The sequence below is a fragment of the Agromyces lapidis genome (assembly GCF_009749405.1).
GTDB classification, from domain to species: Bacteria; Actinomycetota; Actinomycetes; order Actinomycetales; family Microbacteriaceae; genus Agromyces; species Agromyces lapidis.
Genome location: NZ_WBIQ01000008.1, coordinates 188,283 through 209,120, shown reverse-complemented (window position 1 = coordinate 209,120; position 20,838 = coordinate 188,283). Strand labels below are relative to the sequence as shown.

21 protein-coding genes are annotated in these 20,838 nt (G+C 72.1%); 9 read left to right on the top strand and 12 right to left on the bottom strand.

The features are described from left to right. Positions 1–27 precede the first annotated feature (27 nt). Positions 28–1,602: an aminopeptidase P family protein gene (locus tag GQQ93_RS13815; protein ID WP_157424816.1), complete on the top strand. Its 1,575-nt coding sequence runs from the start codon at positions 28–30 to the stop codon at positions 1,600–1,602. A 100-nt stretch (positions 1,603–1,702) separates the two neighbouring features. Here the strand turns inward: GQQ93_RS13815 and GQQ93_RS13810 are convergent, their stop codons facing one another. Both GQQ93_RS13810 and GQQ93_RS17960 read right to left on the bottom strand, forming a co-directional pair. Further along, the gene (locus GQQ93_RS13810) at positions 1,703–2,089 is read right to left on the bottom strand and encodes a TIGR02611 family protein (protein ID WP_212277344.1); all 387 of its coding nucleotides are present in this window, start codon (positions 2,087–2,089) and stop codon (positions 1,703–1,705) included. Positions 2,090–2,196: 107 nt separating this feature from the next. Continuing rightward, entirely contained in the window at positions 2,197–2,946 is a 750-nt protein-coding gene (locus GQQ93_RS17960) for a YflT domain-containing protein (protein WP_212277343.1), read from the bottom strand. Positions 2,947–3,025: 79 nt separating this feature from the next. Between GQQ93_RS17960 and GQQ93_RS13800 the strand changes: the two genes are divergently transcribed. From GQQ93_RS13800 to GQQ93_RS13785, 4 genes are read left to right on the top strand one after another with little or no spacing between them, the layout of a single operon-like run. Further along, entirely contained in the window at positions 3,026–4,354 is a 1,329-nt protein-coding gene (locus GQQ93_RS13800; RefSeq protein WP_157424815.1) for a magnesium transporter MgtE N-terminal domain-containing protein, read from the top strand. Further along, a complete protein-coding gene (locus tag GQQ93_RS13795; RefSeq protein ID WP_157424814.1) occupies positions 4,341–4,862 on the top strand; it encodes a DUF1003 domain-containing protein in 522 nt (173 codons plus the stop codon). Before GQQ93_RS13800 ends, GQQ93_RS13795 begins: the two co-directional genes overlap by 14 nt. After that, on the top strand, positions 4,852–6,036 hold the full coding sequence (locus GQQ93_RS13790; RefSeq protein ID WP_157424813.1) for an Mrp/NBP35 family ATP-binding protein: 1,185 nt from the start codon (positions 4,852–4,854) through the stop codon (positions 6,034–6,036). The genes GQQ93_RS13795 and GQQ93_RS13790 overlap by 11 nt, the downstream gene beginning before the upstream one ends. A 5-nt stretch (positions 6,037–6,041) precedes the next feature. Further along, positions 6,042–6,929: a hypothetical protein gene (locus GQQ93_RS13785; RefSeq protein WP_157424812.1), complete on the top strand. Its 888-nt coding sequence runs from the start codon at positions 6,042–6,044 to the stop codon at positions 6,927–6,929. Positions 6,930–7,209: 280 nt separating this feature from the next. On the opposite strand, the gene GQQ93_RS13780 is transcribed toward GQQ93_RS13785, so the two are convergent. Together GQQ93_RS13780 and GQQ93_RS13775 are read right to left on the bottom strand one after the other, a co-directional pair. Continuing rightward, positions 7,210–8,763 (bottom strand): pyridoxal phosphate-dependent decarboxylase family protein, encoded by a 1,554-nt coding sequence (locus tag GQQ93_RS13780; RefSeq protein ID WP_157424811.1) that lies wholly within the window; start codon positions 8,761–8,763, stop codon positions 7,210–7,212. Further along, on the bottom strand, positions 8,760–10,226 hold the full coding sequence (locus tag GQQ93_RS13775) for an MFS transporter (protein ID WP_157424810.1): 1,467 nt from the start codon (positions 10,224–10,226) through the stop codon (positions 8,760–8,762). Before GQQ93_RS13775 ends, GQQ93_RS13780 begins: the two co-directional genes overlap by 4 nt. Before the next feature lie 55 nt (positions 10,227–10,281). Here GQQ93_RS13775 and GQQ93_RS13770 point away from each other — a divergent pair, with 55 nt between their 5' ends. Next, positions 10,282–11,832 (top strand): succinic semialdehyde dehydrogenase, encoded by a 1,551-nt coding sequence (locus GQQ93_RS13770; RefSeq protein WP_157424809.1) that lies wholly within the window; start codon positions 10,282–10,284, stop codon positions 11,830–11,832. Positions 11,833–11,862: 30 nt separating this feature from the next. Here the strand turns inward: GQQ93_RS13770 and GQQ93_RS13765 are convergent, their stop codons facing one another. Next, positions 11,863–12,258 carry a sec-independent translocase gene (locus GQQ93_RS13765; RefSeq protein ID WP_157424808.1) on the bottom strand — a complete coding sequence of 132 codons (396 nt, stop codon included), beginning with the start codon at positions 12,256–12,258 and terminating at the stop codon, positions 11,863–11,865. Between the two features lie 91 nt (positions 12,259–12,349). Between GQQ93_RS13765 and GQQ93_RS13760 the strand changes: the two genes are divergently transcribed. After that, positions 12,350–12,982, top strand: a complete 633-nt coding sequence (locus tag GQQ93_RS13760; protein ID WP_157424807.1) for an O-methyltransferase — start codon at positions 12,350–12,352, stop codon at positions 12,980–12,982. 74 nt (positions 12,983–13,056) lie between these two features. On the opposite strand, the gene GQQ93_RS13755 is transcribed toward GQQ93_RS13760, so the two are convergent. The 6 genes from GQQ93_RS13755 to GQQ93_RS13730 form a co-directional block, all read right to left on the bottom strand. After that, on the bottom strand, positions 13,057–13,230 hold the full coding sequence (locus tag GQQ93_RS13755) for a DUF3117 domain-containing protein (protein WP_067875042.1): 174 nt from the start codon (positions 13,228–13,230) through the stop codon (positions 13,057–13,059). A 172-nt stretch (positions 13,231–13,402) separates the two neighbouring features. Continuing rightward, on the bottom strand, positions 13,403–14,647 hold the full coding sequence (locus GQQ93_RS13750; protein WP_157424806.1) for a hypothetical protein: 1,245 nt from the start codon (positions 14,645–14,647) through the stop codon (positions 13,403–13,405). 7 nt (positions 14,648–14,654) lie between these two features. After that, on the bottom strand, positions 14,655–15,749 hold the full coding sequence (gene dapE, locus GQQ93_RS13745) for a succinyl-diaminopimelate desuccinylase (RefSeq protein ID WP_157424805.1): 1,095 nt from the start codon (positions 15,747–15,749) through the stop codon (positions 14,655–14,657). 13 nt (positions 15,750–15,762) lie between these two features. After that, the gene (locus tag GQQ93_RS13740; RefSeq protein WP_157424804.1) at positions 15,763–16,485 is read right to left on the bottom strand and encodes a cation efflux transmembrane domain-containing protein; all 723 of its coding nucleotides are present in this window, start codon (positions 16,483–16,485) and stop codon (positions 15,763–15,765) included. Beyond that, on the bottom strand, positions 16,482–16,835 hold the full coding sequence (gene cmtR, locus GQQ93_RS13735; protein WP_157424803.1) for a Cd(II)/Pb(II)-sensing metalloregulatory transcriptional regulator CmtR: 354 nt from the start codon (positions 16,833–16,835) through the stop codon (positions 16,482–16,484). Before cmtR ends, GQQ93_RS13740 begins: the two co-directional genes overlap by 4 nt. A 47-nt stretch (positions 16,836–16,882) precedes the next feature. Next, complete coding sequence (locus tag GQQ93_RS13730) at positions 16,883–18,211, bottom strand: NAD(P)-binding domain-containing protein (protein WP_157424802.1); 1,329 nt, start codon at positions 18,209–18,211, stop codon at positions 16,883–16,885. Between the two features lie 96 nt (positions 18,212–18,307). On the opposite strand from GQQ93_RS13730, the gene GQQ93_RS13725 reads away from it, so the two are divergent. Together GQQ93_RS13725 and GQQ93_RS13720 are read left to right on the top strand one after the other, a co-directional pair. Continuing rightward, a complete protein-coding gene (locus GQQ93_RS13725) occupies positions 18,308–18,658 on the top strand; it encodes an ArsR/SmtB family transcription factor (protein ID WP_157424801.1) in 351 nt (116 codons plus the stop codon). Between the two features lie 79 nt (positions 18,659–18,737). Next, complete coding sequence (locus GQQ93_RS13720) at positions 18,738–19,781, top strand: LacI family DNA-binding transcriptional regulator (RefSeq protein ID WP_157424800.1); 1,044 nt, start codon at positions 18,738–18,740, stop codon at positions 19,779–19,781. Here GQQ93_RS13720 and GQQ93_RS13715 read toward each other — a convergent pair. Continuing rightward, positions 19,758–20,657: an ROK family protein gene (locus GQQ93_RS13715; RefSeq protein ID WP_212277342.1), complete on the bottom strand. Its 900-nt coding sequence runs from the start codon at positions 20,655–20,657 to the stop codon at positions 19,758–19,760. The genes GQQ93_RS13720 and GQQ93_RS13715 overlap by 24 nt on opposite strands. Between the last annotated feature and the right edge of the window lie 181 nt (positions 20,658–20,838).

The window sequence follows — 20,838 nt, the reverse complement described above, 5'->3', positions numbered from 1 at the left end:
CTCATCCGGCGGTGCGAGAATGGAGCCATGGCGAACTCGAGCGACACCTCCACCACTGAGACCGCGGCTCCGGCCACCACGAACGGCGACGAAGCCGACCGCAACGCGAACCGTTCGACGACGCCCGGCTCCGAGGGATTCAAGAACTTCATCGGCACCGGCTGGGCCGAACGCGACGAGACGCTGCCGCAGGCCCGCCCGCAGGCCGCCAACGCCGCCGAACGCCGTGCCAAGGTCTCCGCAGCGTTCCCCGGCCAGCGCCTCGTCATCCCCGCGGGCGACATGAAGCAGCGCGCGAACGACACCGACTACCCGTATCGCGCGCACTCGGCGTTCGCGCACCTCACCGGCTGGGGCTCCGACTCCGAGCCGGGTGCGCTGCTCGTGCTCGAGCCGACCGGCGACACCGGTCACGAGGCGACGCTGTACTTCCGCGAGCGCGCGGGTCGCGACTCCGAGGAGTTCTACGCCAACGCCGCGATCGGCGAGTTCTGGATCGGCCCCCGTCCCTCCCTCGCGCACGTCGCCGCCGACCTCGCAGTCGCCACTCGCGACATCCTCGACTTCGACGCCGTGATCGACGCCGTCGACACCGCGACGCTCGTCATCCGCGAGGCCGACGCCGCCGTGACCGAGCGCGTCGACCACGCCCGCATCCGCTTCGCCGCCGAGCGCGTGCTCAGCGAGAACGCGCAGGACGCGGCGTTCTCGCTCGAGGTCGGCGGCGACCACGAGCCCGACGGCGAGCTCGCGCGAGTCGTGAGCGAGCTGCGTCTCGTGAAGGACGACTACGAGATCGCCGAGATGCGCGCCGCGATCGACGCGACCGAGCGCGGCTTCGGCGAGGTGCTCGCCGAGCTCCCCCGCATCACGGCCGAAGTGCGCGGCGAGCGCGTCATCGAGGGCGTCTTCGCGACCCGCGCCCGCCTCGACGGCAACGACGTCGGCTACGGCTCGATCGCGGCGGCAGGTCCGCACGCGACGATCCTGCACTGGACCCGCAACGACGGCCCGGTCGTGCCCGGCGACCTCGTGCTGCTCGACGCGGGCGTCGAGATGGACTCGTACTACACCGCCGACATCACGCGCACCTTCCCGGTGAACGGCACCTTCTCGCCCGTGCAGCGGCAGGTCTACGAGGCCGTGCTCGAGGCCGCCGACGCCGCCTTCGCGATCGTGAAGCCGGGCATCGTGTTCCGCGAGGTGCATGCCGCGGCGATGGCCGTCATCGCGCGCAAGACCGCCGAGTGGGGCTTCCTGCCGGTGTCGGCAGAGGAGTCGCTCGAGCCCGACAACCAGTTCCACCGCCGGTACATGGTGCACGGCACGAGCCACCACCTCGGCCTCGACGTGCACGACTGCGCGCAGGCGCGGCGCGAGCTGTACATGGACGGCGTGATCGAGGCGGGCATGATCTTCACGATCGAGCCCGGCCTGTACTTCCAGCCCGACGACCTCACGGTTCCGGCCGAGTTCCGCGGCATCGGCGTGCGCATCGAGGACGACATCCTCGTCACCGCCGACGGCGCCGAGAACCTCTCGGTGCGGATCCCCCGCACCGCCGACGCGGTCGAGGCGTGGGTGCAGGGCGCCCGCGGCTGATCGCGCGCGCGGCGGCGCCTCGCTCTCCGCGTTCGTCTCTTCGACGCCCTCTGCGCCACGACCGGCGCGGGGGTGTCGAAGTGGCGCGCCGAGCGACCGCTCAGCCGGCGGCGCGCGCCGTGCGGGCGGCGCGCGCTGCGCGGCGGGCTCTCCACCAAGCCCAGAAGCGGGCGAGCTGACGCTTCGTGAACGCAGCGAGGCGCTTCGCCCACGCGAACTCGGTGCCGAGAACGGCGAGCCCGAGGAAGACGACGAGCCAGCCCGGCCCCGGCAGCGGTACGAGCAGCAGCCCACCGACGGCGATCGCGCCGCCGAGCACGGCCACGCCGATGCGGTAGACACGGCGGAGCACCGGTCGCCCCTCGATCCGGTTGCGGATGCCGCGGAGCAGGCGCCGCATCGGACGATCGGGCCGCTCGCCCGCGGCGATCTCACGGGTGATCTCGGCTTCGAGGCCTTGGTGTTCGGCCGTGTCGGCAGTCGTCATGGCGACACGATATATCGCGAGTCTGGGAGCCGCCCGCGCCTCGGCGACGAGCCTGTTCGGGCCCGACGGTCGGGCACGGCTCGTCGCGCCCACCGGGTGGGGACGGGCTACCCCTCGCCGTCGCCCGTCTCGGCTGCCCGGCGGGCGCGCTGCTCGGAGTCACGGGCCTCGCGGGCGGCGCGGCGAGCCGCGTCCTGCGCCTCGCCGTAGGTGAGCCCGCGGGGCTCTTCGGCGGGGGCGACGGGGGCGGATGCCTCGTCGGTGCCCGCCTCCTCGGTGGGAACCGTGTCGGAGTCGGCCGGCACCACCGGCGGCGCCGGCGGCGCGGCGACGACGGCCGACTGCCCGGGTGCGGGCGGGAACACCTGCCCAGAGGTGCCGAGCACCGTGCGGGCGCGCGTCACGTGGGCCGGCTCGGCGATGATCGCGTAGCGGGTGGCGAGCACCTGCATGACCGAGGTGAAGTCGCGACGCCGGCGGTTGACCGAGTACGAGACGACGCTGAAGATCATGCCGAAGCCTGCGCCGATGAGCACCGCCGCACCGAGAATGCCGAGCGAGGCTCCCGACGGGGCGAAGATGAAGAACAGGAGACCGAGGAAGAGGCCGAACCAGGCCCCCGAGAGCGCACCCGCCCCGGCAGCCCGGCTCCAGGTCAGCCTGCCGGTGATGCGCTCGACGCTCGTGAGGTCGGTGCCGACGATCGCCAGCTCCTTCACGGGGAACTCGGCCTTCGAGAGCCGGTCGACCGCGGCCTGCGCCTCGGCGTAGCTCTCGAAGCTCGCAACGGTCTCGCCCTTCGGCAGCGTCGGGAACTCGCGGCCGGCACGGCCACCGTACGGCGTCTGGTTGCTCACCGGCCCATTCTCCCATGCCAACGCCCGGCGGGGCCGGAATGAGGCCCGCGACGGGGCATCCGGGGGCTAAGTTGGAAGCGTGAGCGCCACGAGAGTCTTCGTCGCCCGACTCGCCGGGTGCGCCGTCTTCGACCCCGCCGGCGATCGGGTCGGCAAGGTGCGCGACGTCCTCGTCGTGTACCGGAAGAGCGACCCTCCGCGCGTCGTCGGCCTCATCGTCGAGATCCCCGGCAAGCGGCGCGTGTTCGTCTCGATCGGGCGCGTCACCTCGATCGGCGGCGGCCAGATCATCACGACCGGGCTCATCAACCTGCGTCGCTTCGAGCAGCGCGGCGGAGAGGTGCGGGTCATCGCCGAGATGCTCGGCCGCAAGGTGCTCTTCAACGACGGCTCGGGCACGGCGACCATCGAGGACGTCGCGATCGAGGAGCAGGAGCCCGGCGAGTGGGAGGTCGACCAGCTCTTCGTGCGTCGGCCCAAGGGAGCCTCGCCGTTCTCGAAGGGGCAGTCGGCCTACGTCACCTGGCGCGAGGTGCGCGAGCAGCTCGCCACCGGTGAGGCGCAGTCGGCCGAGCAGCTCATCGCGACCTACTCCGAACTGAAGCCGGCCGACCTCGCGTCGACCCTGCTCGACCTTCCGGCGCAGCGGCGCCAGGAGGTCGCCGAGGAACTGCCCGACGACCGGCTGGCCGACGTGCTCGAAGAGATGCCCGAGTCCGACCAGGTCGTGATCCTCGCCGGCCTCGGCGACGACCGCGCCGCCGACGTGCTCGACCACATGCAGCCCGACGACGCGGCCGACCTCATCGCGCAGCTGCCCGAGGAGCGCGGCGAGCACCTCCTCGAGCTCATGGAGCCCGAGGAGGCCGAGGACGTGCGCTTCCTCCTCTCCTACGGCCCCGACACCGCGGGCGGCCTCATGACCACCGAGCCGATCATCGTCTCGGCCGACGCGACGGTCGCCGAGGGGCTCGCGCTCATCCGCCGGCACGACCTGCCGCCGGCGCTCGGTGCCGCGGTGTGCGTGACGCTGCCGCCGTACGAGCCGCCCACGGGCCGGTTCCTCGGCATCGTGCACTTCCAGCGCATGCTGCGCTACCCGCCCCACGAGCGGCTCGGCACCCTCATCGACCAGGGCCTCGAGCCGGTCACGGCCGACACCTCGGCCGCCGAGGTGAGCCGCATCCTCGCGAGCTACGACCTGGTCTCGGTGCCGGTCGTCGACGAGAAACATCGACTCGTCGGGGTGGTGACGATTGACGACGTGCTCGACTACCTGTTGCCCGATGACTGGCGAAGTCACCCCGAGGAAGGCGAGCTGGCCAAGCGCAGCACCGCGCGGGCGCAGCTGACGACGGGAAGCATCCCGATCCCATACGGAAGGAGGGGAGCAGATGGCACGCGCTGAGTCGGAAGACCGTCGTTTCGACACACCGAAGGGCATTCGCCGCAATGCTCCCTTCCGAGGAGGCTCGGGCGACAGCGATCGCTTCGGCCGCTTCACCGAGTGGGTGGCCCGCGGCATGGGTACGCCGGCGTTCCTGCTGGGCCTGTCGGTGTTCGCCATCGGCTGGATGGCCTGGAACACCTTCGCGCCCGAGCAGTTGCGGTTCGACTCGATCGCGATCGGATTCACCGCGCTCACCCTCGTGCTCTCGCTGCAGGCGTCGTACGCGGCCCCGCTCATCCTGCTCGCGCAGAACCGGCAGGACGACCGCGACCGCGTGCAGATCGAACAGGACCGCCAGCGCGCCGAGCGCAATCTCGCCGACACCGAGTACCTCGCCCGCGAGGTCGTGGCGCTGCGGCTCGCCGTGAAAGACCTGGCCTCCAAGGAGTTCATCCGCGCCGAGCTGCGCGCGATCCTCGACGAGCTCGACCGCCGCGACGAGGAGGAGGCCGAGCATGCCGGCTGAGGGCGCACCCCCCGCGTCGCCCCTCGAACAGGCCGTGCTGCGCGCCCTCGAGTCGGTCATCGACCCCGAGATCCGCAAGCCCATCACCGAGCTCGACATGGTCGATCGCGTCGTCGAGGCGGGCGACGGCCGCGTCGAGGTCGGCATCCGCCTGACGATCGTCGGATGCCCCGCCAGCGACCGCATCGAACGCGACGTGCGGCAGGCCGCCGAATCGGTAGCGGGGGCGGGCAACGCCGCCGTCGAGCTCTCGGTGATGACCCCCGAGCAGCGCGCCGCGCTCACCGAACGGCTCCGCGGCGGCCGGGCCGCGCGCACGAACCCGTTCGGCCCCGGCTCGCTCACGCGCGTGATCGCGGTGACGAGCGGCAAGGGCGGCGTCGGCAAGTCGACCGTCACGGCGAACCTCGCGGTGGCGCTCGCCGCCCGCGGCCTCGCGGTCGGCCTCGTCGACGCCGACGTGCACGGCTTCTCGATCCCGGGGCTGCTGGGGCTCGTCGACGACGACGGCCTCGCCGCCCGCCCGACGCGGGTCGACGAGATGATCCTGCCGCCCGTCGCGCACGGCGTGAAGGTGATCTCGATCGGCATGTTCGTCGAGCCGACCGCACCCGGCGGACGCGCCTCGTCGACGGCGGTCGCCTGGCGCGGGCCGATGCTGCACCGCACCCTCTCGCAGTTCCTCACCGACGTGTACTTCGGCGACCTCGACGTGCTGCTCGTCGACCTGCCGCCCGGCACCGGCGACGTCGCGATCTCGCTCGGGCAGCTGCTGCCGAACGCCGAGGTCGTCGTCGTGACGACGCCGCAGGCGGCTGCGGCCGACGTCGCCGAGCGTTCGGGCGTCGTCGCTCGCCAGACCGGGCAGCGCATCGTCGGCGTGGTCGAGAACATGGCGGCGCTCGTGCAGCCCGACGGCACGCTGCTCGAGCTGTTCGGTTCGGGCGGCGGCGAGATCGTGGCATCCCGGCTCTCGACCGAGGGCGCGGCGGTGCCGCTCCTCGCGAGCGTGCCGCTCAGCATGGCGCTGCGGCAGGGCGGCGACTCGGGCGTTCCCGTCGTCGTCGCCGCGCCCGACGACCCGGCGGCGCGTGCGATCGAGCAGGTGGCCGCGCAGCTCTCGGCGATGCCGCGTTCGCTCGCAGGGCGCCGGCTCGACGTCTCGGTACGGTGAGTCGGATGCCACGCGCCGATGCCGCTCGGCGGCGCGCGTGGCCCGCGCTGGTACCGGTTCTCGCCCTGCTCGGCGCCCTCGCGGCGTGCAGCGCGCCCGTGATCGACGACCCCGACCCGCTTCCGCTGCCCGCGGGTCTCAGCGCGGGCGTGCAGCAGGGGCGGCTCGACGTCGAGGCACGACGGATCGTGGTGCACCTCGAGAACGCCGGGCCTGCCCCCGTGTCGATCACCGGGGTACAGCTCGAGGTGCCGGCGCTCGGCGCCGTGCTCCAGTACGACGACGGGGTCGAACTTTCGGCCGACGACGCGATCGACCTACGGCTCGAGTTGCCGCCGCCCGGCTGCGCGGCGGTCGGCGACGAGCCGATCGTGCGCCTGCAGGGTCGCGTCGAGACCGCCCCGCGCGACTTCGTCGGTGAGCTGACGCCCGACGACCCATTCGACACGCTCCCCCGCATCGTCGCCGGCGACTGTCTCGAGTCCTCGGTCGCCGAGGTCGCGACGATCGCGATGCCCGAGCACCTTCGCGTCGAGAGCGAGGGGGCCGCGCAGCGCGCGTGGATCGACGTCACCGTCGACCCCGCACCGTCGGGCGCAGGCTCGCTCGCGATCTCGCTCGTGCGCGGCTCGACGCTGCTCGGCAACGAGGCGGGCACCGACTGGCCGCTCGACCTCGCGGTCACCCCCGGCGATGCACCCGTGGTCGTGCCGCTCGCCGTGCGGCCGGCGCGCTGCGACCCGCACGTGCTCGCCGACGACAAGCGCGGCACCATCCTCGCCTTCGTCGTCGCCACGGGCGACGGGCGGACGGGCCTGATCGACCGTCCGTCATCCGACGCGCTCAAGGCGGAGCTCTACGACTACGTCACCGAGCGCTGCGGGCTGAGCTGATCTCCTTGACGATCAGCTTGCCGCGTTCGCCGAGCTGCGTCACCCGCCGGGCGCGGCGCCTCCCGCGCCCGGGCCAGGCGGACTGCTGTTTCGGCTCTGCCAGTTCCGCCTCATCGCCGCCTCCCGCGCATCTCCGCAGCCCACCGGATGAGGCGGAACTGGCAGAGCCGGAATGCGCACCCGCCACGGCACCGCCTCGGCACCGCCTCGGCACCGGCCGCACGGCAGGCCAGCGGCAGGCGCACGGAGGGAACCGTGATGATCGAGCTCAGCGCGAACCTCAGTCTGCCGGCGGCTCCACCACGCGGGCGAGGAGCTCGACGAGCAGCCGCTCGGTGAGCGGCCCCGGCAGCGCCTCGACGAGGGCGAGCACCGGCGCGAGCTGATCGGGCAGGGCACCCTCGCCGCCGAGGAGGCCTGCCGCACCGAGGATCGCGGCGGCGGTGTCGGAGTCGAGGCCGCCCGCGGCGAGCGCGGCGAGGCCCGACGCACCGCCGTCGGCGTCGAAACCCGGCAGGGCCAGGGCGAGTCCGGCGAGGGCGGCGCCTCCGTCGATCTGCGGGATGCCCCGCACCTCGTCGGCCGCGACCACGAGCGCCGCGGCGAGTTCGGGAAGCACCCGTTCGGTGACGGGCGTCACGGTGAGGTGCGTCGTGTGCGGCAGGTGGGTGCCGTCGGCCTGGACGAGCCCGGGCTGCAGCTGCAGCTGCCAGCCGGCCGACCGCGCGGCATCCGCCCAGTGATGGGGGTCGACGCGCGAGCCCGCCGGAGCATCCTCGTCGGTGGCGACCGCGAGCAGCGGGCCCGTGGCCCGACCCACGACCCGGAGGCCCTCGATGCCGTCGATCGTGTCGCGCAGCGCCGCGGTCGCGCGCGCCGCCTGCGCCGTGAGCTCGGTGAAGCCGGGCTCGCCGAGCGCCTCGGTGATCGCCCAGGCGGCCGCGAGCGGGCCGGCCGGCTTCGAACCGGTCATCGTCGGGTTCACGACGGGGTAACCGGGCCATCCGGTCGTGGCGAAGTACTGGTGCCGCTGCCGGTCGCGCCCGCGGGTCAGCAGCACCGAAGCGCCCTTGGGCGCATAGCCGTACTTGTGCAGATCGGCCGAGAGACTCGTCACGCCGGGCACCGAGAGGTTCCACGCGGGCAGCGGTTCGGGCCAGAACGCGAGGGCGAAGCCGCCGATGCAGGCGTCGACGTGCAGCGCGATGCCGCGCTCTGCGGTGATCGCCGCGACGTCGGCGACGGGGTCGAGGCTCGCGAACGGGTACGAGGGGGCGCTGAGCACGACGAGCGCGACGTCGTCGCCGAGCCGCTCCTCGATCGCGGCCGGCGCGAGCGTGCCCGTCGCCGGATCGACCGGCACCAGGTCGAGCTCGAGGCCGAAATAGTGCGCGGCCTTGTGGAACGCCGCGTGCACCGTCACCGGGGCGACGAGGCGCGGCACGCGCGGCGAGCCGAGCCGGGCCGCACGCCACGCATCGCGGGCCGACTTCACCGCGAGCAGGCAGCTCTCGGTGCCGCCCGAGGTGACCGAGCCCACCACGACGTCGTCGTTGCCGCTGCCGTCACCCGCACCGCCCTCGCCGCCGAGCACGCGGCGGGCGAAGCCGACCACGCTCCGTTCCATCGCGGCGACCGAGACGAACGTCGTCGGGTCGAGCCCGTTGACCGGCTGCACCCGGCGGGCTGCCTCGGCGGCGAGCTCGTCGAGCGCGGCGAGCCCCGAGTCGTACACGTACGAGAGCACGCGCCCGCCATGGGTCGGGGCGTCGGCCGAGCGCAGTGCGTCGAGCTCGTCGAGAATGTCGGATGCCTCGCGGCGGAACCCGCTCATCGGGTGCTCCCATCGGTGGTGCTGGGGGCGCCATGCGCCCCGGGGGTGTTCGGGTGATCCGGTTCGCCGGGGCCGCCGTCGAAGCTCGCATCGATGTTCACGTCGCGCCGCCGCAGCGGGTACCGGCGCAGCACCAGGACGCTCCCAGCGACGAGCAGGGCCGGCACGAGGCTGAACGAGAGCGCGATGCCGGCGATCGCGGCGGGCGCCTGCTCGACGGTCTCGGCGCCCGTCGACTCGAGGTAGCCCGTCGCGGCGAGCATGAGGGTGAGCAGCGTCGCGCCGAGCGCCATGCCGGCGGTCTCGCCCGCCGTCCACACGCCGCCGAAGCTGCCGGCCCGTTCGCGCCCCGTCATGCGGGCGTCGTGCGAGATCACGTCGGGCAGCATCGCCATCGGCAGCGACTGCATGCCGGCGTACGCGGCGCCGGCGACGGCGACGGGCAGGTACACCCACGGCCCGGGAATCCAGACGATCAGCACCATGCCGAGCGTGGCCCCGGCGAACACGAGGCTCGCGATGCGGAAGGCCCGCTCCTTGCCGATCCTGCGGGCGAGCACGCCCCACGCGGGAGCGACGAGCAGTGCCGGGGCGATCAGCGCGACGAACAGCAGCGTCACCGCCGCTTCCGACTCGAGCACCCAGGTCGCGACGAACTGCGCCCCGGCGAGCATGAGCCCCGTCGCGAGGCCCTGCAGCACGAAGACCGCGAGCAGCACCCGGAACGGCAGGCTCCGGCGCAGCGCGCGGAAGCCCTCGCGATAGCCGTCGACGGCAGGTTCGGCGACGAGCTGGCCCGTCGGAGCGGGCCCGCCGGCGCGGCGGAGGCCCGCGGCATCCGACCGCTTCGCCGTGCCGGCGGCGATCAGCATGCCGATGCCGATGACGACACCGGCGACGATCGCCATCACGAGGTAGCCCGTGACCTCGTCGTCGAACGCGCGACGGATCTCGGGGCCGCCGGCGCCGAACAGCAGGATCGCGAGCGTCAGCACGACGACGCGCCAGGTCAGCAGCCGCGTGCGCTCGTCGTAGTCGGGGGTGAGCTCGGCGGGCAGGGCGATGTAGGGCACCTGGAACAGGCTGAAGGCGGTGGCCGTGGCGAGGAACGCGATGAAGACCCAGGCGCCGGATGCCGCGGGGCCGACGCCCGGGGGCACGGCGAAGGTGAGCGCGAAGCCGACGGGCAGCGCGAGGGCGCCGACGAGCATGCCGGTGCGACGGGTGCCGCTGCGGAGGAGCGCGCGGTCGCTGCGCGCGCCGATCCACGGGTCGATGACGACGTCCCAGACCTTGGCCGCGGTGACGACGAGACCGGCGATGAGCGCACTCACGCCGAGCGTGTCGGTCAGGTAGTACACGAGGACGAGTCCGGGCAGCGTCGCGAAGCCACCGGTGCCGAGCGATCCGATCGCATAGCGGGCCACGGCGCCGCGGGACAGGGGACGCTCCGCTGCGGTCATGGAGCGAGTGTACTCACTCGGCCGACGACTGGGTCAACTGTCCTAGACTGTGCGCATGCGCGCCCAGACCGCCCCCGCCGACCTCGCCAGCAGCCTGACCGACGACGTCGTCGCGTCGGGCTCCGAGACCATCGCAGTGCCGACCCCCTCGACCGGCGAGACCCTGCACGAGCTTCCCCGTTCGAGCGCCGCCGACGTGCACGACGCGATCGCGCGGGCCCGCCTCGCGCAGCTCTCGTGGGCCCGTGCCGGCTTCGCCGCCCGCCGGCGCATCCTGCTCGCCGCGCACGACCTCATCCTCGAGCGCCGCGAAGAGATGCTCGACCTCATCCAGCTCGAGAGCGGCAAGACCCGTGGGCAGGGCATCGAAGAGATCTTCCAGGCCGTCTCGGTGACCCGCTACAACGCCATCGCCGCCCGCAAGGTGCTGCGCGGCCGCGCCGTCCGCTCCGGGATCCCGACCGTCGCCGCCACCCGGGTGCGCTTCGCGCCGAAGGGCGTCGCCGGCGTCATCACCCCGTGGAACTACGCGCTGAGCCTCGCCGCGATGGACGTCGTGCCCGCACTCGCGGCCGGCTGCGCCGTCGTGCAGAAGGCCGACGACCAGGGCGCCCTCTCGATCCTCGCGCTGCGGCGCGCCTTCATCGACGCCGGCGTGCCCGAGGCGCTGTGGGCCGTCGTCACCGGCGACGCCGCCGAGGTCGGCGAGGCGCTCACCGACGAGGCCGAATACATCTGCTTCACCGGATCGACCGCGACCGGGCGCAGGATCGCGGAGAAGGCCGGGCGACGGCTCGTCGGCGCCTCGCTCGAGCTCGGCGGCAAGAACCCGCTGCTCGTGCTCGACGACGCCGACCCCGCCGAGGCGGCCGCGAACGCCGCCCACGCCTGCTTCTCGGCGATGGGCCAGCTGTGCGTCTCGATCGAGCGCATCTACGTCGACCAGAAGATCGCCGGCGAGTTCCAGCGGGCGCTGGTCGAGCGCCTCCGGAGCGCGAAGCTCGGCGCCTCGCTCGGCTTCGGGGCCGACTTCGGGTCGCTCGCGAGCGCCGCCCAGCTCGCGCGCGTCGAGGCGCACCTCGCCGACGCGGTCGCGAAGGGCGCGACGGTGCTCGTCGGCGGGAAGGCCCGACCCGACCTCGGGCCATGGGTGTTCGAACCGACGATCCTGACCGGGGTCACCCCCGAGATGGACGTCTACGCCGAGGAGACCTTCGGCGCGATCGCCTCGCTCTACCTCGTCGCGAGCGACGACGAGGCCGTGCTCGCCGCGAACGCGAGCCAGTACGGGCTCAATGCCGCCGTGTTCACCGCTTCGCCCCGCCGTGGGCAGCGCGTCGCCGACGCGCTCGCGGCCGGAAGCGTGAACATCAACGAGGGCTACCGGGGTGCGTTCGCCTCGGTCGCCGCTCCGATGGGCGGCGTCAAGCAGTCGGGTGTCGGCCGCCGCAACGGCGAGGCGGGGCTCCTGCGCTTCGTCGAACCGGTCACGATCTCGCGGACGACGGGCCTGCTGCAGCTCCCGCGCACCTCCGACGAGTACGAGGCCCAGGCGCCGCTCCTGCTGCTGCTCGCGCGCGCGCTGAAGGCCGTCGGCCGCGCCTGACGCGGGCGCGAGGCATCCCGACCGGTCGGGTCAGGTGGCCTCGGAGTCGAAGGGTGCGGGCTCGTCGGCACCGAGCGACTCGCGCTTGCGCTTGCGCTGCAGGTAGGCCGAGTTCTCGTTGACGGCGGCCCGTGCGACGACCGGCGCGGCGGCGGCCTCTTCGGCGAAGGGGTCGACGTCGGTGAGTGCTTCGCGGATGATCCGGCGGGGGTCGTACTGACGCGGATCGAGCTTCTTCCAGTCGACGTCGTCGAAGTCGGGACCCATCTCCTCGCGCATGCGGTCCTTCGCGCCGCTCGCCATGTCGCGGAGCGAGCGCACGAGCCGGCCGAGCTGCGCGGCGTAGTGCGGCAGACGCTCGGGGCCGAGCAGGAAGACGGCGATCACCCCGATGATGAGGAGCTTCTCGAACGTCAGACCGAACATGCCTACAGGATAGTCGGCGGCGAGGCATGCGAACGCCACCCGCCGCGGCCCTTAGGCTTGGGTGCTGAGAGAGCCACCAGGGAGCCGCCACGTGTCCGATCACGACCTGAACTGGAAGTACGCCGACGAGTCCGTCGTCGAGTCCGAGCCGATCGTCAAGGCGCGCCAGCAGTCCCTCGAGCTCGGAGTCGAGCCGGTCTCCCCCGCGGTCGGCGCGCAGCTCGCCGTCATCGCGGCCGCGTCGCGCGCGAGTTCGATCATCGAGGTCGGCACCGGCGTCGGCGTCTCGGGGCTCTGGATGCTGCAGGCCGCCCGGCATGCGCTGCTGACCTCGATCGACACCGAGAACGAGTACCAGCAGCACGCCCGCCAACACTTCGCCGACGCCGGCATAGCGGCGGCGCGCGTTCGACTCATCGCCGGGCGTGCGAGCGAGGTGCTCCCCCGCATGAACGAGAGCTCCTACGACATCGTCTTCATCGACGCCGACGCCCCGTCGGTGATCGAGTACGCCGAGCACGGCCTGCGCCTCGCGAAGCCCGGCGGCAGCGTGCTCGTGGCCCGTGCCCTCTGGAAGGGCCGTGTCGCCGACCCGGCCAAGCGTGACGAGGCTGCCAGCGCGTTCCGCACGCTCATCGCGGAGCTGGCTCCGTCGACGGCGGTGGCGACGGCGATCTCACCCGCGGGCGAGGGTCTGCTGCAGATCGTCAAGCTCGGCGCCTGACGCGAGCTGACGCGATCGGTTAAACGACTCGAGCCCCGAGAGCGTCCTCGGGGCTCGCAGTCGTGATGCGTGACTCAGGCAGGGTTCACGACGCCGCCGAGGACGTCGTAGAGCTCCTTGGCCTCAGCGTCGTTCACCGAGACGACGAGACGACCGCCACCTTCGAGCGGCACGCGCACGATGATGAGTCGACCCTCCTTCACAGCCTCCATAGGCCCGTCTCCGGTGCGTGGCTTCATGGCCGCCATTGAGCTCCCCTTTCGTGGCTGAGATTCCATTATCGGCCATCTGCGGCGGTGCTGGGAAATCACCCCGAAAATGTGGATAACCCGTCGGGGGTATTCGCCGGCCGTCCGCCGGCCGGCGACCGGGTGTTCACCGACGCGTTCACCGCGCGAAAAGTCAGGATTCCTGCCCCGATCAGGGCGGCGTCCAGTCGTACGCGTCGATGCGCCAGACGAGCGCGATCCACGCGTATTGCAGCGCAATGAACAGCAACACGATCGACCAGCGGTACCACCGGGCGCGCGGCACCGCGAGCGCACCCACGATCGGGAACATCGGCGAGACGATGCGGAAGGTCGACGACTGCGGGAAGAACACCGCGAGCAGGTACAGCGCGTAGCTCGCGAGCCAGAAGCGGATGTCGACGCCGAGACGCCGCACGGCGGGGAGGAACAGCACTACCGCGAGCGTGGCGACGACCACGACGACCGCGCCCATGCCGAACCACGCGGGCAGCCCCACCCAGTTCGCCCACCACGCGCCGCCCTGGAACCAGGCGGTGAACGGCACGAGCTCCTGGTAGCCGATGTACCCGGCCCGCCAGGCCAGCTCGGTCGCGGTGTAGCCGTCGGGCACGCCCGTTGCCGCCCACACGATCAGCGGCCAGGCGAAGCCGACGGCGGCGGTGAAGAGGCCCACGGCGATGACGAGCAGCTGCTCCCGAATCGGGAACGGGTCGCGGGCGCGATGCCACCAGCGCCAGATGAAGTGCAGTGCGAGCGTGAGGGCGAAGGCGAGCGCCCCGGGCCGCGTGAACGACCACGCCGCGACGACGGGCACGAGCCATCCGTAGCGCCGATCGACGAGCAGCAGCAGGGCGAGCGCGAGCCACAGGAACCCGAGCGATTCGGCGTAGCCGAACTGCATGATCGGCGAGACGGGCGCGATCGAGAACAGCACCACGGCGAAGAGCGCGCGATCGGGTTCGAGGAAGCGTGACATCAGACGGTGGAACACGAGTGCGGCGCCGAGGCCCGCGAGCACCGCGATGGCGACCGAGGCGATGTTCCACGGCAGCCCGAGCCAGGTGACGGCCCCGGTCAGCTGCGGGAAGAGCGGCATGAACGCCCACGCGTTCTCGGCGATGTGGCCGCTGTCGCCGACGGGCAGTTCGCGGGGGTAGCCGGCGATCCAGATGATCTGGTACCAGCGGGCGTCCCAGATGTTCGCGAAGTCGAAGTAGCCCGGCTGGGCGCCGGTCCAGGCGTTGGGGCCCTGGCGTCCGGCGACGTCGAGCACCATGACGGTGGTCAGCACGCGCGCGGCGAGGTACACGGCGGCGACCTTCGCCCACCACGGGGTGAGGCGCCAGCGCACGCGCAGCGAGCTTCGGGTGGCGCGATCCGGATCGGGTTCGCGCGCTTCGGCCGCGGAGCTCATGCGACGGTCAGACTGCACCCGTGAGCCAGTCGCGCAGCGCCCGCTCGGTGTCGACGATCTGCGCGATCGCCACCCGCTCGTCGTCGGCGTGCGCCTTCAGCGGGTCGCCGGGGCCGAAGTTCACGGCGGGGATGCCGAGGGCGCTGAAGCGGGCGACGTCGGTCCAGCCGTACTTGGGACGCGCCTCTGCGCCGACCGCTGCGACGAACTGCTGCGCGAGCGGAGCGTCGAGACCGGGTCGGGCGCCTTCGGCGCTGTCGACGATCTCGACGTCGAAGCCGTCGAACACCTCGCGGACCAGGGCGGATGCCTCTTCGACGCTGCGGCTCGGCGCGAAGCGGTAGTTCACGGTGAGCACCGCCTCGTCGGGGATCACGTTGCCCGCGATGCCGCCGCGCACGAGCACCGCGTTGAGCCCTTCGCGGTAGGCGAGCCCGTCGACCTCGACGGTCTCGGCCTCGTACTCGGCGAGTCTGGTGAGCGCCGGCGCCAGCTTGTGGATGGCGTTGTCGCCGACCCAGCTGCGCGCCGAGTGCGCCCGCAGGCCGCTCGTGCGCACCTCGGCCCGGAGGGTGCCGTTGCAGCCGCCCTCGACCTGCCCGTTCGAGGGCTCGCCGAGGATCGCGAAGTCGCCCGCGAACAGCTCGGGGCGGGTGCGCGAGAGCCGGCCGAGGCCGTTGAGCGACGCGGCGACCTCTTCGTGGTCGTACCACATCCAGGTGAGGTCGACGATGGGGTCGGTGAGCTCGAGCGCAAGCTTCAGCTGTACGGCGACGCCGGCCTTCATGTCGACCGTGCCGCGCCCCCACAGGTATTCGACGCCGTCGATCGTCTCGAAGCGGGTGGGCACGTTGCCGTTGATCGGCACGGTGTCGATGTGGCCGGCGATCACCACGCGGCGCTCGCGGCCGAGGTTCGTGCGGGCGACGACCGTGTCGCCGTCGCGGATGACCTCGAGATGGGATGCCCCGGCGAGCGCCCGCTCGATGAGGTCGGCCAGGAGCCGCTCATCGCCGGACTCGCTCGGGATGTCGCAGATCGCCTGCGTGATGGCGACGGCGTCGGCGGTGAGATCGAGCGGGAGCGGGGCGACGGCGGGCATTCCCCGAGTCTATTCACGTGGGATGCCCGCCGCCGAGGTCGGCCGGCTCCGAGCCGTGCTCGTGCTCGTGCTCGTGCTCGTGCTCGTGCTCGTCATCTTCTTCGAGCAGCATGCCGATGGGGGTGGCGCAGGTGTCGCCGCGCCAGGCTTCGATGCCTTCGCGGACGGCGAAGACGGCGATCACGAGCGCGGCGAGGGAGTCCGCCCAGGCCCAGCCGAGCAGCGAATTCAGCACGAGCCCGACGAGCACCGCGGCCGACAGGTACGTGCAGATCAGCGTCTGCTTGCTGTCGGCGACCGCGGTCGCCGAGCCGAGCTCGTGACCGGTGCGCCGTTCGGCGAGCGACAGGAACGGCATGATGATCACGCTCAGGGCGGTGATCACGAGCCCGAGCGTCGAGTGCTCGGCCTCGGGCAGGAGGCCCGCGATCGTGAGGATCGCGTTGGCGCCGACGTAAGCGGCCAGGGCGAAGAAGGCGAACGCGATCACCCGAAGCGTCGGCTTCTCGTACCTCTCGGGCTCCCGTCGGGTGAACTGCCACGCGACGGCCGCCGCCGAGAGCACCTCGACGAGCGAGTCGAGCCCGAAGGCGAGCAGCGCGGCCGACGATGCCGCGGCCCCCGCGGTGAGTGAGACCGCGGCTTCGATGAGGTTGTACCCGATCGTGATGCCGACGATCCAGCGGATGCGGCGGTGGAGCACCGCCCTGCGCTCCTCGGTCATGGCCGTCGTCATGCGGATGCCTCGCAGCAGCCGGGCACCGAGCAGGCCGGGTCGAGGCACTCGGCCGACTCGTCGACGGCGAGCGTGACGCTCACGAGGTTCTCGAGCGCCGCCGACAGGTGGGGGTCGGCGATCTCGTATCGATTCTGTCGGCCCCGGGGCTCGGCGACGACGATGCCGCAATCGCGAAGGCACGCGAGGTGGTTCGAGACGTTCTGCCGCGTCAGCGCCAGCGAATCGGCGAGACCCGCCGGGTACGCGGGCCCCTCGAGCAGGGTCAACAGGATGCGCGACCGGGTGGGATCGGCCATGGCCCGACCGAGCCGGTTCATCACGCCGAGGCGAGAGGTCAGCGTCAGCATGTCGGAAACGATACAGCAGTTGCTGTATCAAAGAAGCGACGGACGGATCAGCATCCCGAGCTCGACGAACAGCAGCTCGAGGCGCCGCCGAGGTCGGTCGAGCAGACCCCCGTTGCCGGCAGTACGAGCTGGACGTTCGTCGCGGCGGCGAGATCGCCCGAGATCCAGGCGGTGACCGAACGCACCTGCTCGTAGCCCGTCGCGAGGAGGAAGGTCGGGGCGCGGCCGTACGACTTCATGCCCACGATGAAGAAGCCGTGCTCGGGGTGGGTGAGTTCGGCGAAACCGTGCGGTTCGACCGTGCCGCACGAATGCACATTCGGGTCGATCAGGGGTGCGAGGCGCTTCGGGGCCTCGACGATCTCGTCGAGCTCGAGCCGGATCTCGCGCAGCAGGTCGAGGTTCGGCCGGAAACCCGTCGCGTTGACGACGAGATCGGTCGGGTGCACCGCAAGCCCTCCACCGCGCTGCCCGACGAGTTCGACGCCGTCGTCCGCGCGGCGGGCGCGGAGGATCTCGAACCCGTCGACGAGCTGGATGTCCCCTCGGCGCACCGCGGCGTCGACACGGCCGCCGAGCTTCGCCCGGTCGGCGAGCTCGTCGTCGGCCGACGACGACACCCGAACGGCCTGGGCGTTGCGGATCAACCAGGTGACCCGGGTGCCCGGCACGTCGCGGGCGAGTTGCACGAGCCCGAGGAGCGTGTTCGCGGCCGAGTGGCCGGCGCCGACCACGGTCGTGTGCCGTCCGGCGAAGGTCGCGCGGTCGCGCCCGAGCACGTCCGGCAGGGCCGGCTGCACGCGGTCGGCGACCTCGTCGAGCCCGAGCAGGCCCAGACCGTTCGAGCCCAGCGAGTTCGGCGTGCGGTACGTGCCCGAGGCGTCGATCACGGCGCGAGCGGTCAGTTCTTCGACGCCGGCCGCGGTGCGGAGCCGTACGAGGAAAGGGGTCGTGGAGCGGTCGGTCGTGCGCGTGCGATCCATGCCCTCGCGACTGACCGCGAGCACCTCGGCACCGGTGCGGATGCGCGAGGCGATCGGCTCGAGCCGGCTGAGCGGCGCCAGGTAGGCGTCGACGAGGTCTCGGCCCGACGGGGCGCGTTCGGGGTCGGGCAGCACCCAGCCCTCCGCCTCGAGCAGTCGCCTCGATGCCGGGTCGACGAGGTGCTTCCACGGCGAGAAGAGTCGCGTGTGCCCCCAGGCCCGCACGCTGTCGGCGATGCCGCCTCCGGCTTCGAGCACGACGAAGTCGATGCCGCGTTCGACGAGGTTCGCCGCCGCGGCGAGCCCGATCGGACCGGCGCCCACGATCGCCACGGGCAACGTCGACAGCGGGTGGTCGGTCGTGGGCCGGGCGGTCAAGTCGAGCAGCGTCACTGCATCCTCCTGGATATCGATGATTGTCGATGGACTTCGATGCAGCAAGTATGGGACCGAATATCGACGGCTGTCAATATCGAGTAGTATCGATGCATGGTCGCGATGCTCGAGGTCACCGATGTCTCCGCCGCCGCGTGCTGCGCGCCGCTCGTTCGCGAGCCGCTCGGGGCGGTCGATGCCGAACGGCTCGCCCGCACCATCAAGGCACTCGCCGACCCCACCCGGTTGCGGCTGCTGTCGATCGTCGCCGCCTCCGAAGGGCAGGAGGCCTGCGTCTGCGACCTCATCGAGCCCGTCGGCCTCAGCCAACCGACCGTCTCGCACCACCTGAAGGTCCTCACCGAGAGCGGGTTCCTCACCCGGAGCAAGCGCGGCACCTGGGCGTACTACAAGCTCGCCCCCGCGAGCCTCGACGAGATCGCCCGCACGCTCCTCGCCGGCTGATCGGGCGGCCCGGGCGGGGCTCGGCCGGCGCGACCGCCCCAGGGGATAGTGTGTGCTTGCTCGAACGCACAGGAGGGTCATGCAGGACGCACGCGAGCAGGTACCGCGAGTCACGCTCGCCCAGGTCGCCGACCGCGCCGGGGTGAGCCTGAAGACGGCGTCACGCGCGCTCGGCGGAGAACAGTACGTGAGCCACGAGACGCTCACGAAGGTGCTCGCCGCGGCGAACGCCCTCGGCTATCGACGCAATGCGGCGGCGAGCCTGCTCGCGAGCGGGCACCTCGTCGAGTCGATCGGCCTCATCGCCGGGGACTTCACCAATCCCTTCTACTCCGCGCTGGCCCAGAGCGTGGAGGACGACATCCGACAGCAGGGGATGCACCTGTCCGTCGCGACGTCGTGGGAGTCCGCCGAGCAGGAGCGGCGCATCGTCGACGACCTCGCGAGCCGCCAGACCAAGGCGCTCGTCGTCGTCTCGGCCATGTCGGATCACGCCGACTACGCACAGGTGCAGGCGCGCGGCGTCCCGGTGGTCTTCGTCGACCGTCCGGCGGTCAACCTCGATGCCGACTCCGTCGTGTTCGACAACCGGATGGGCGGTCGTCTCGCCGCCCAGCACCTCCTCGACCTCGGACACACGCGGATCGCGTTCGTCGGCGACTATGCGTGGCTTCCCACCTATCGCGAGCGGCTCGAGGGCATGGCCGCAGTCCTCGATGGAGCGACCTCGTCCTGGCGGGAGCTTCTGCGTGACGATGCGCACGATGTCGCGTCATCCCGCGCACGAACGCGCGAACTGCTCGCGCTGCCCGACCCGCCGACGGCGATCGTCGCGGGCAACAACCGGATCCTCCTCGGAGTCCTCGAGGAGCTGTCGGCCACGGGACCGGACGACGCCCCCGCCGTCATCGGCATCGACGAACCGGAGTGGGCACGCGTCATGGGGATCACCACCGTCGCGGGCGACGTCGAAGCGGTCGGGCACCACGCCGCCCGGCTGGCGGTCTCACGACTCGGCGATCGCACCCGCCCGGTCGAGCACGTCGTGCTGCCGATGCGTCTCACTCCCCGACGATCGACGGCACGACACGGCTCCGATTCAGCGCCCCTGCGCGCTGAGTAGGGTCGCGTCGGCCGCGAACGCGGCACCGATCATCGGTGCCTCGTGGCCGAGCTCCGCCCGGAGGACGGGGAATCCCGTTCGTCCGAGTCCGCCGGAGAGGGGCGGCTCGAGCAGGTCCCATGAGCGAGCGATGGTTCCGCCGACGACGAGCGCGTCGGCATCGAACCGGGCGAGCGGGCCGTCGAGCGCGCGACCGAGGAAGGAGAACGCGTCCTCGAGCACCTCGCTCGCGATCGGGTCGCCGCCGCGCGCGCGGTCGGCGATCTCCTTGACATCGGGCACGGCCGTCGCGCACCGCGCTCGTCGCGCGTAGGCGGCGCGGACCGCCCGCCGCGACATCCGCTCCTCGATGCGCCGGCCCTCGAACTCGAGCAGATGGAGTTCGCCCTCGGGCGCGGCACCGTCCGTGCGCTCGCCGTCGACCACCCACCCGGACCCGACGCCGGTTCCGAGCGTGATGCAGCAGAACCTCGACAGGCCGCGCGCTGCGCCTGCCGCGTACTCGCCGAGCGCGAAGGCGTCCGCATCGTTGACGAAGGTGAACGAGGCCGGGTCCGCGTCGAGGGCATCGGCGAGTCGTGCGCGCAGGTCGACCCCGTGCAACGAATCGAACTTCCCCACACCAGAGTACTGCGCGATACCCGCGTCGAAGTCGAACGGGCCCGGGACCGCGACCGCCCAGCGCCCGGTGTGATCGGATCCGAGCGTGCGAGCCGAGGCGGCGATGCTGTCGATGAGGTCGGCGGCGCTTCCGCTCGAGTCGATGGATCGGGCCGCATAGCTGCCGTCGACGATCGCGCGGGCGGTGGCGTCGATGACGGCGACGGCGACGTGGGTTCCTCCGAGTTCGATGGTCGGTACCCGGTTGCGTGTCACGGTGCTCTCTCTGTCCGGGCCGCCGATGGATCGACGAGCCCTCTGGTCTTTCTGCATTGCGCTCCGTATGCCCGAACGGTCGACGGTACGACCGGGTTCGCGCACACGGGTGTTCGGCGGGCCGGCGCGAGCGCCGACCCGCCGAACGGTCATTTCGCGTGCACGGAGGACTCCTCCCGCC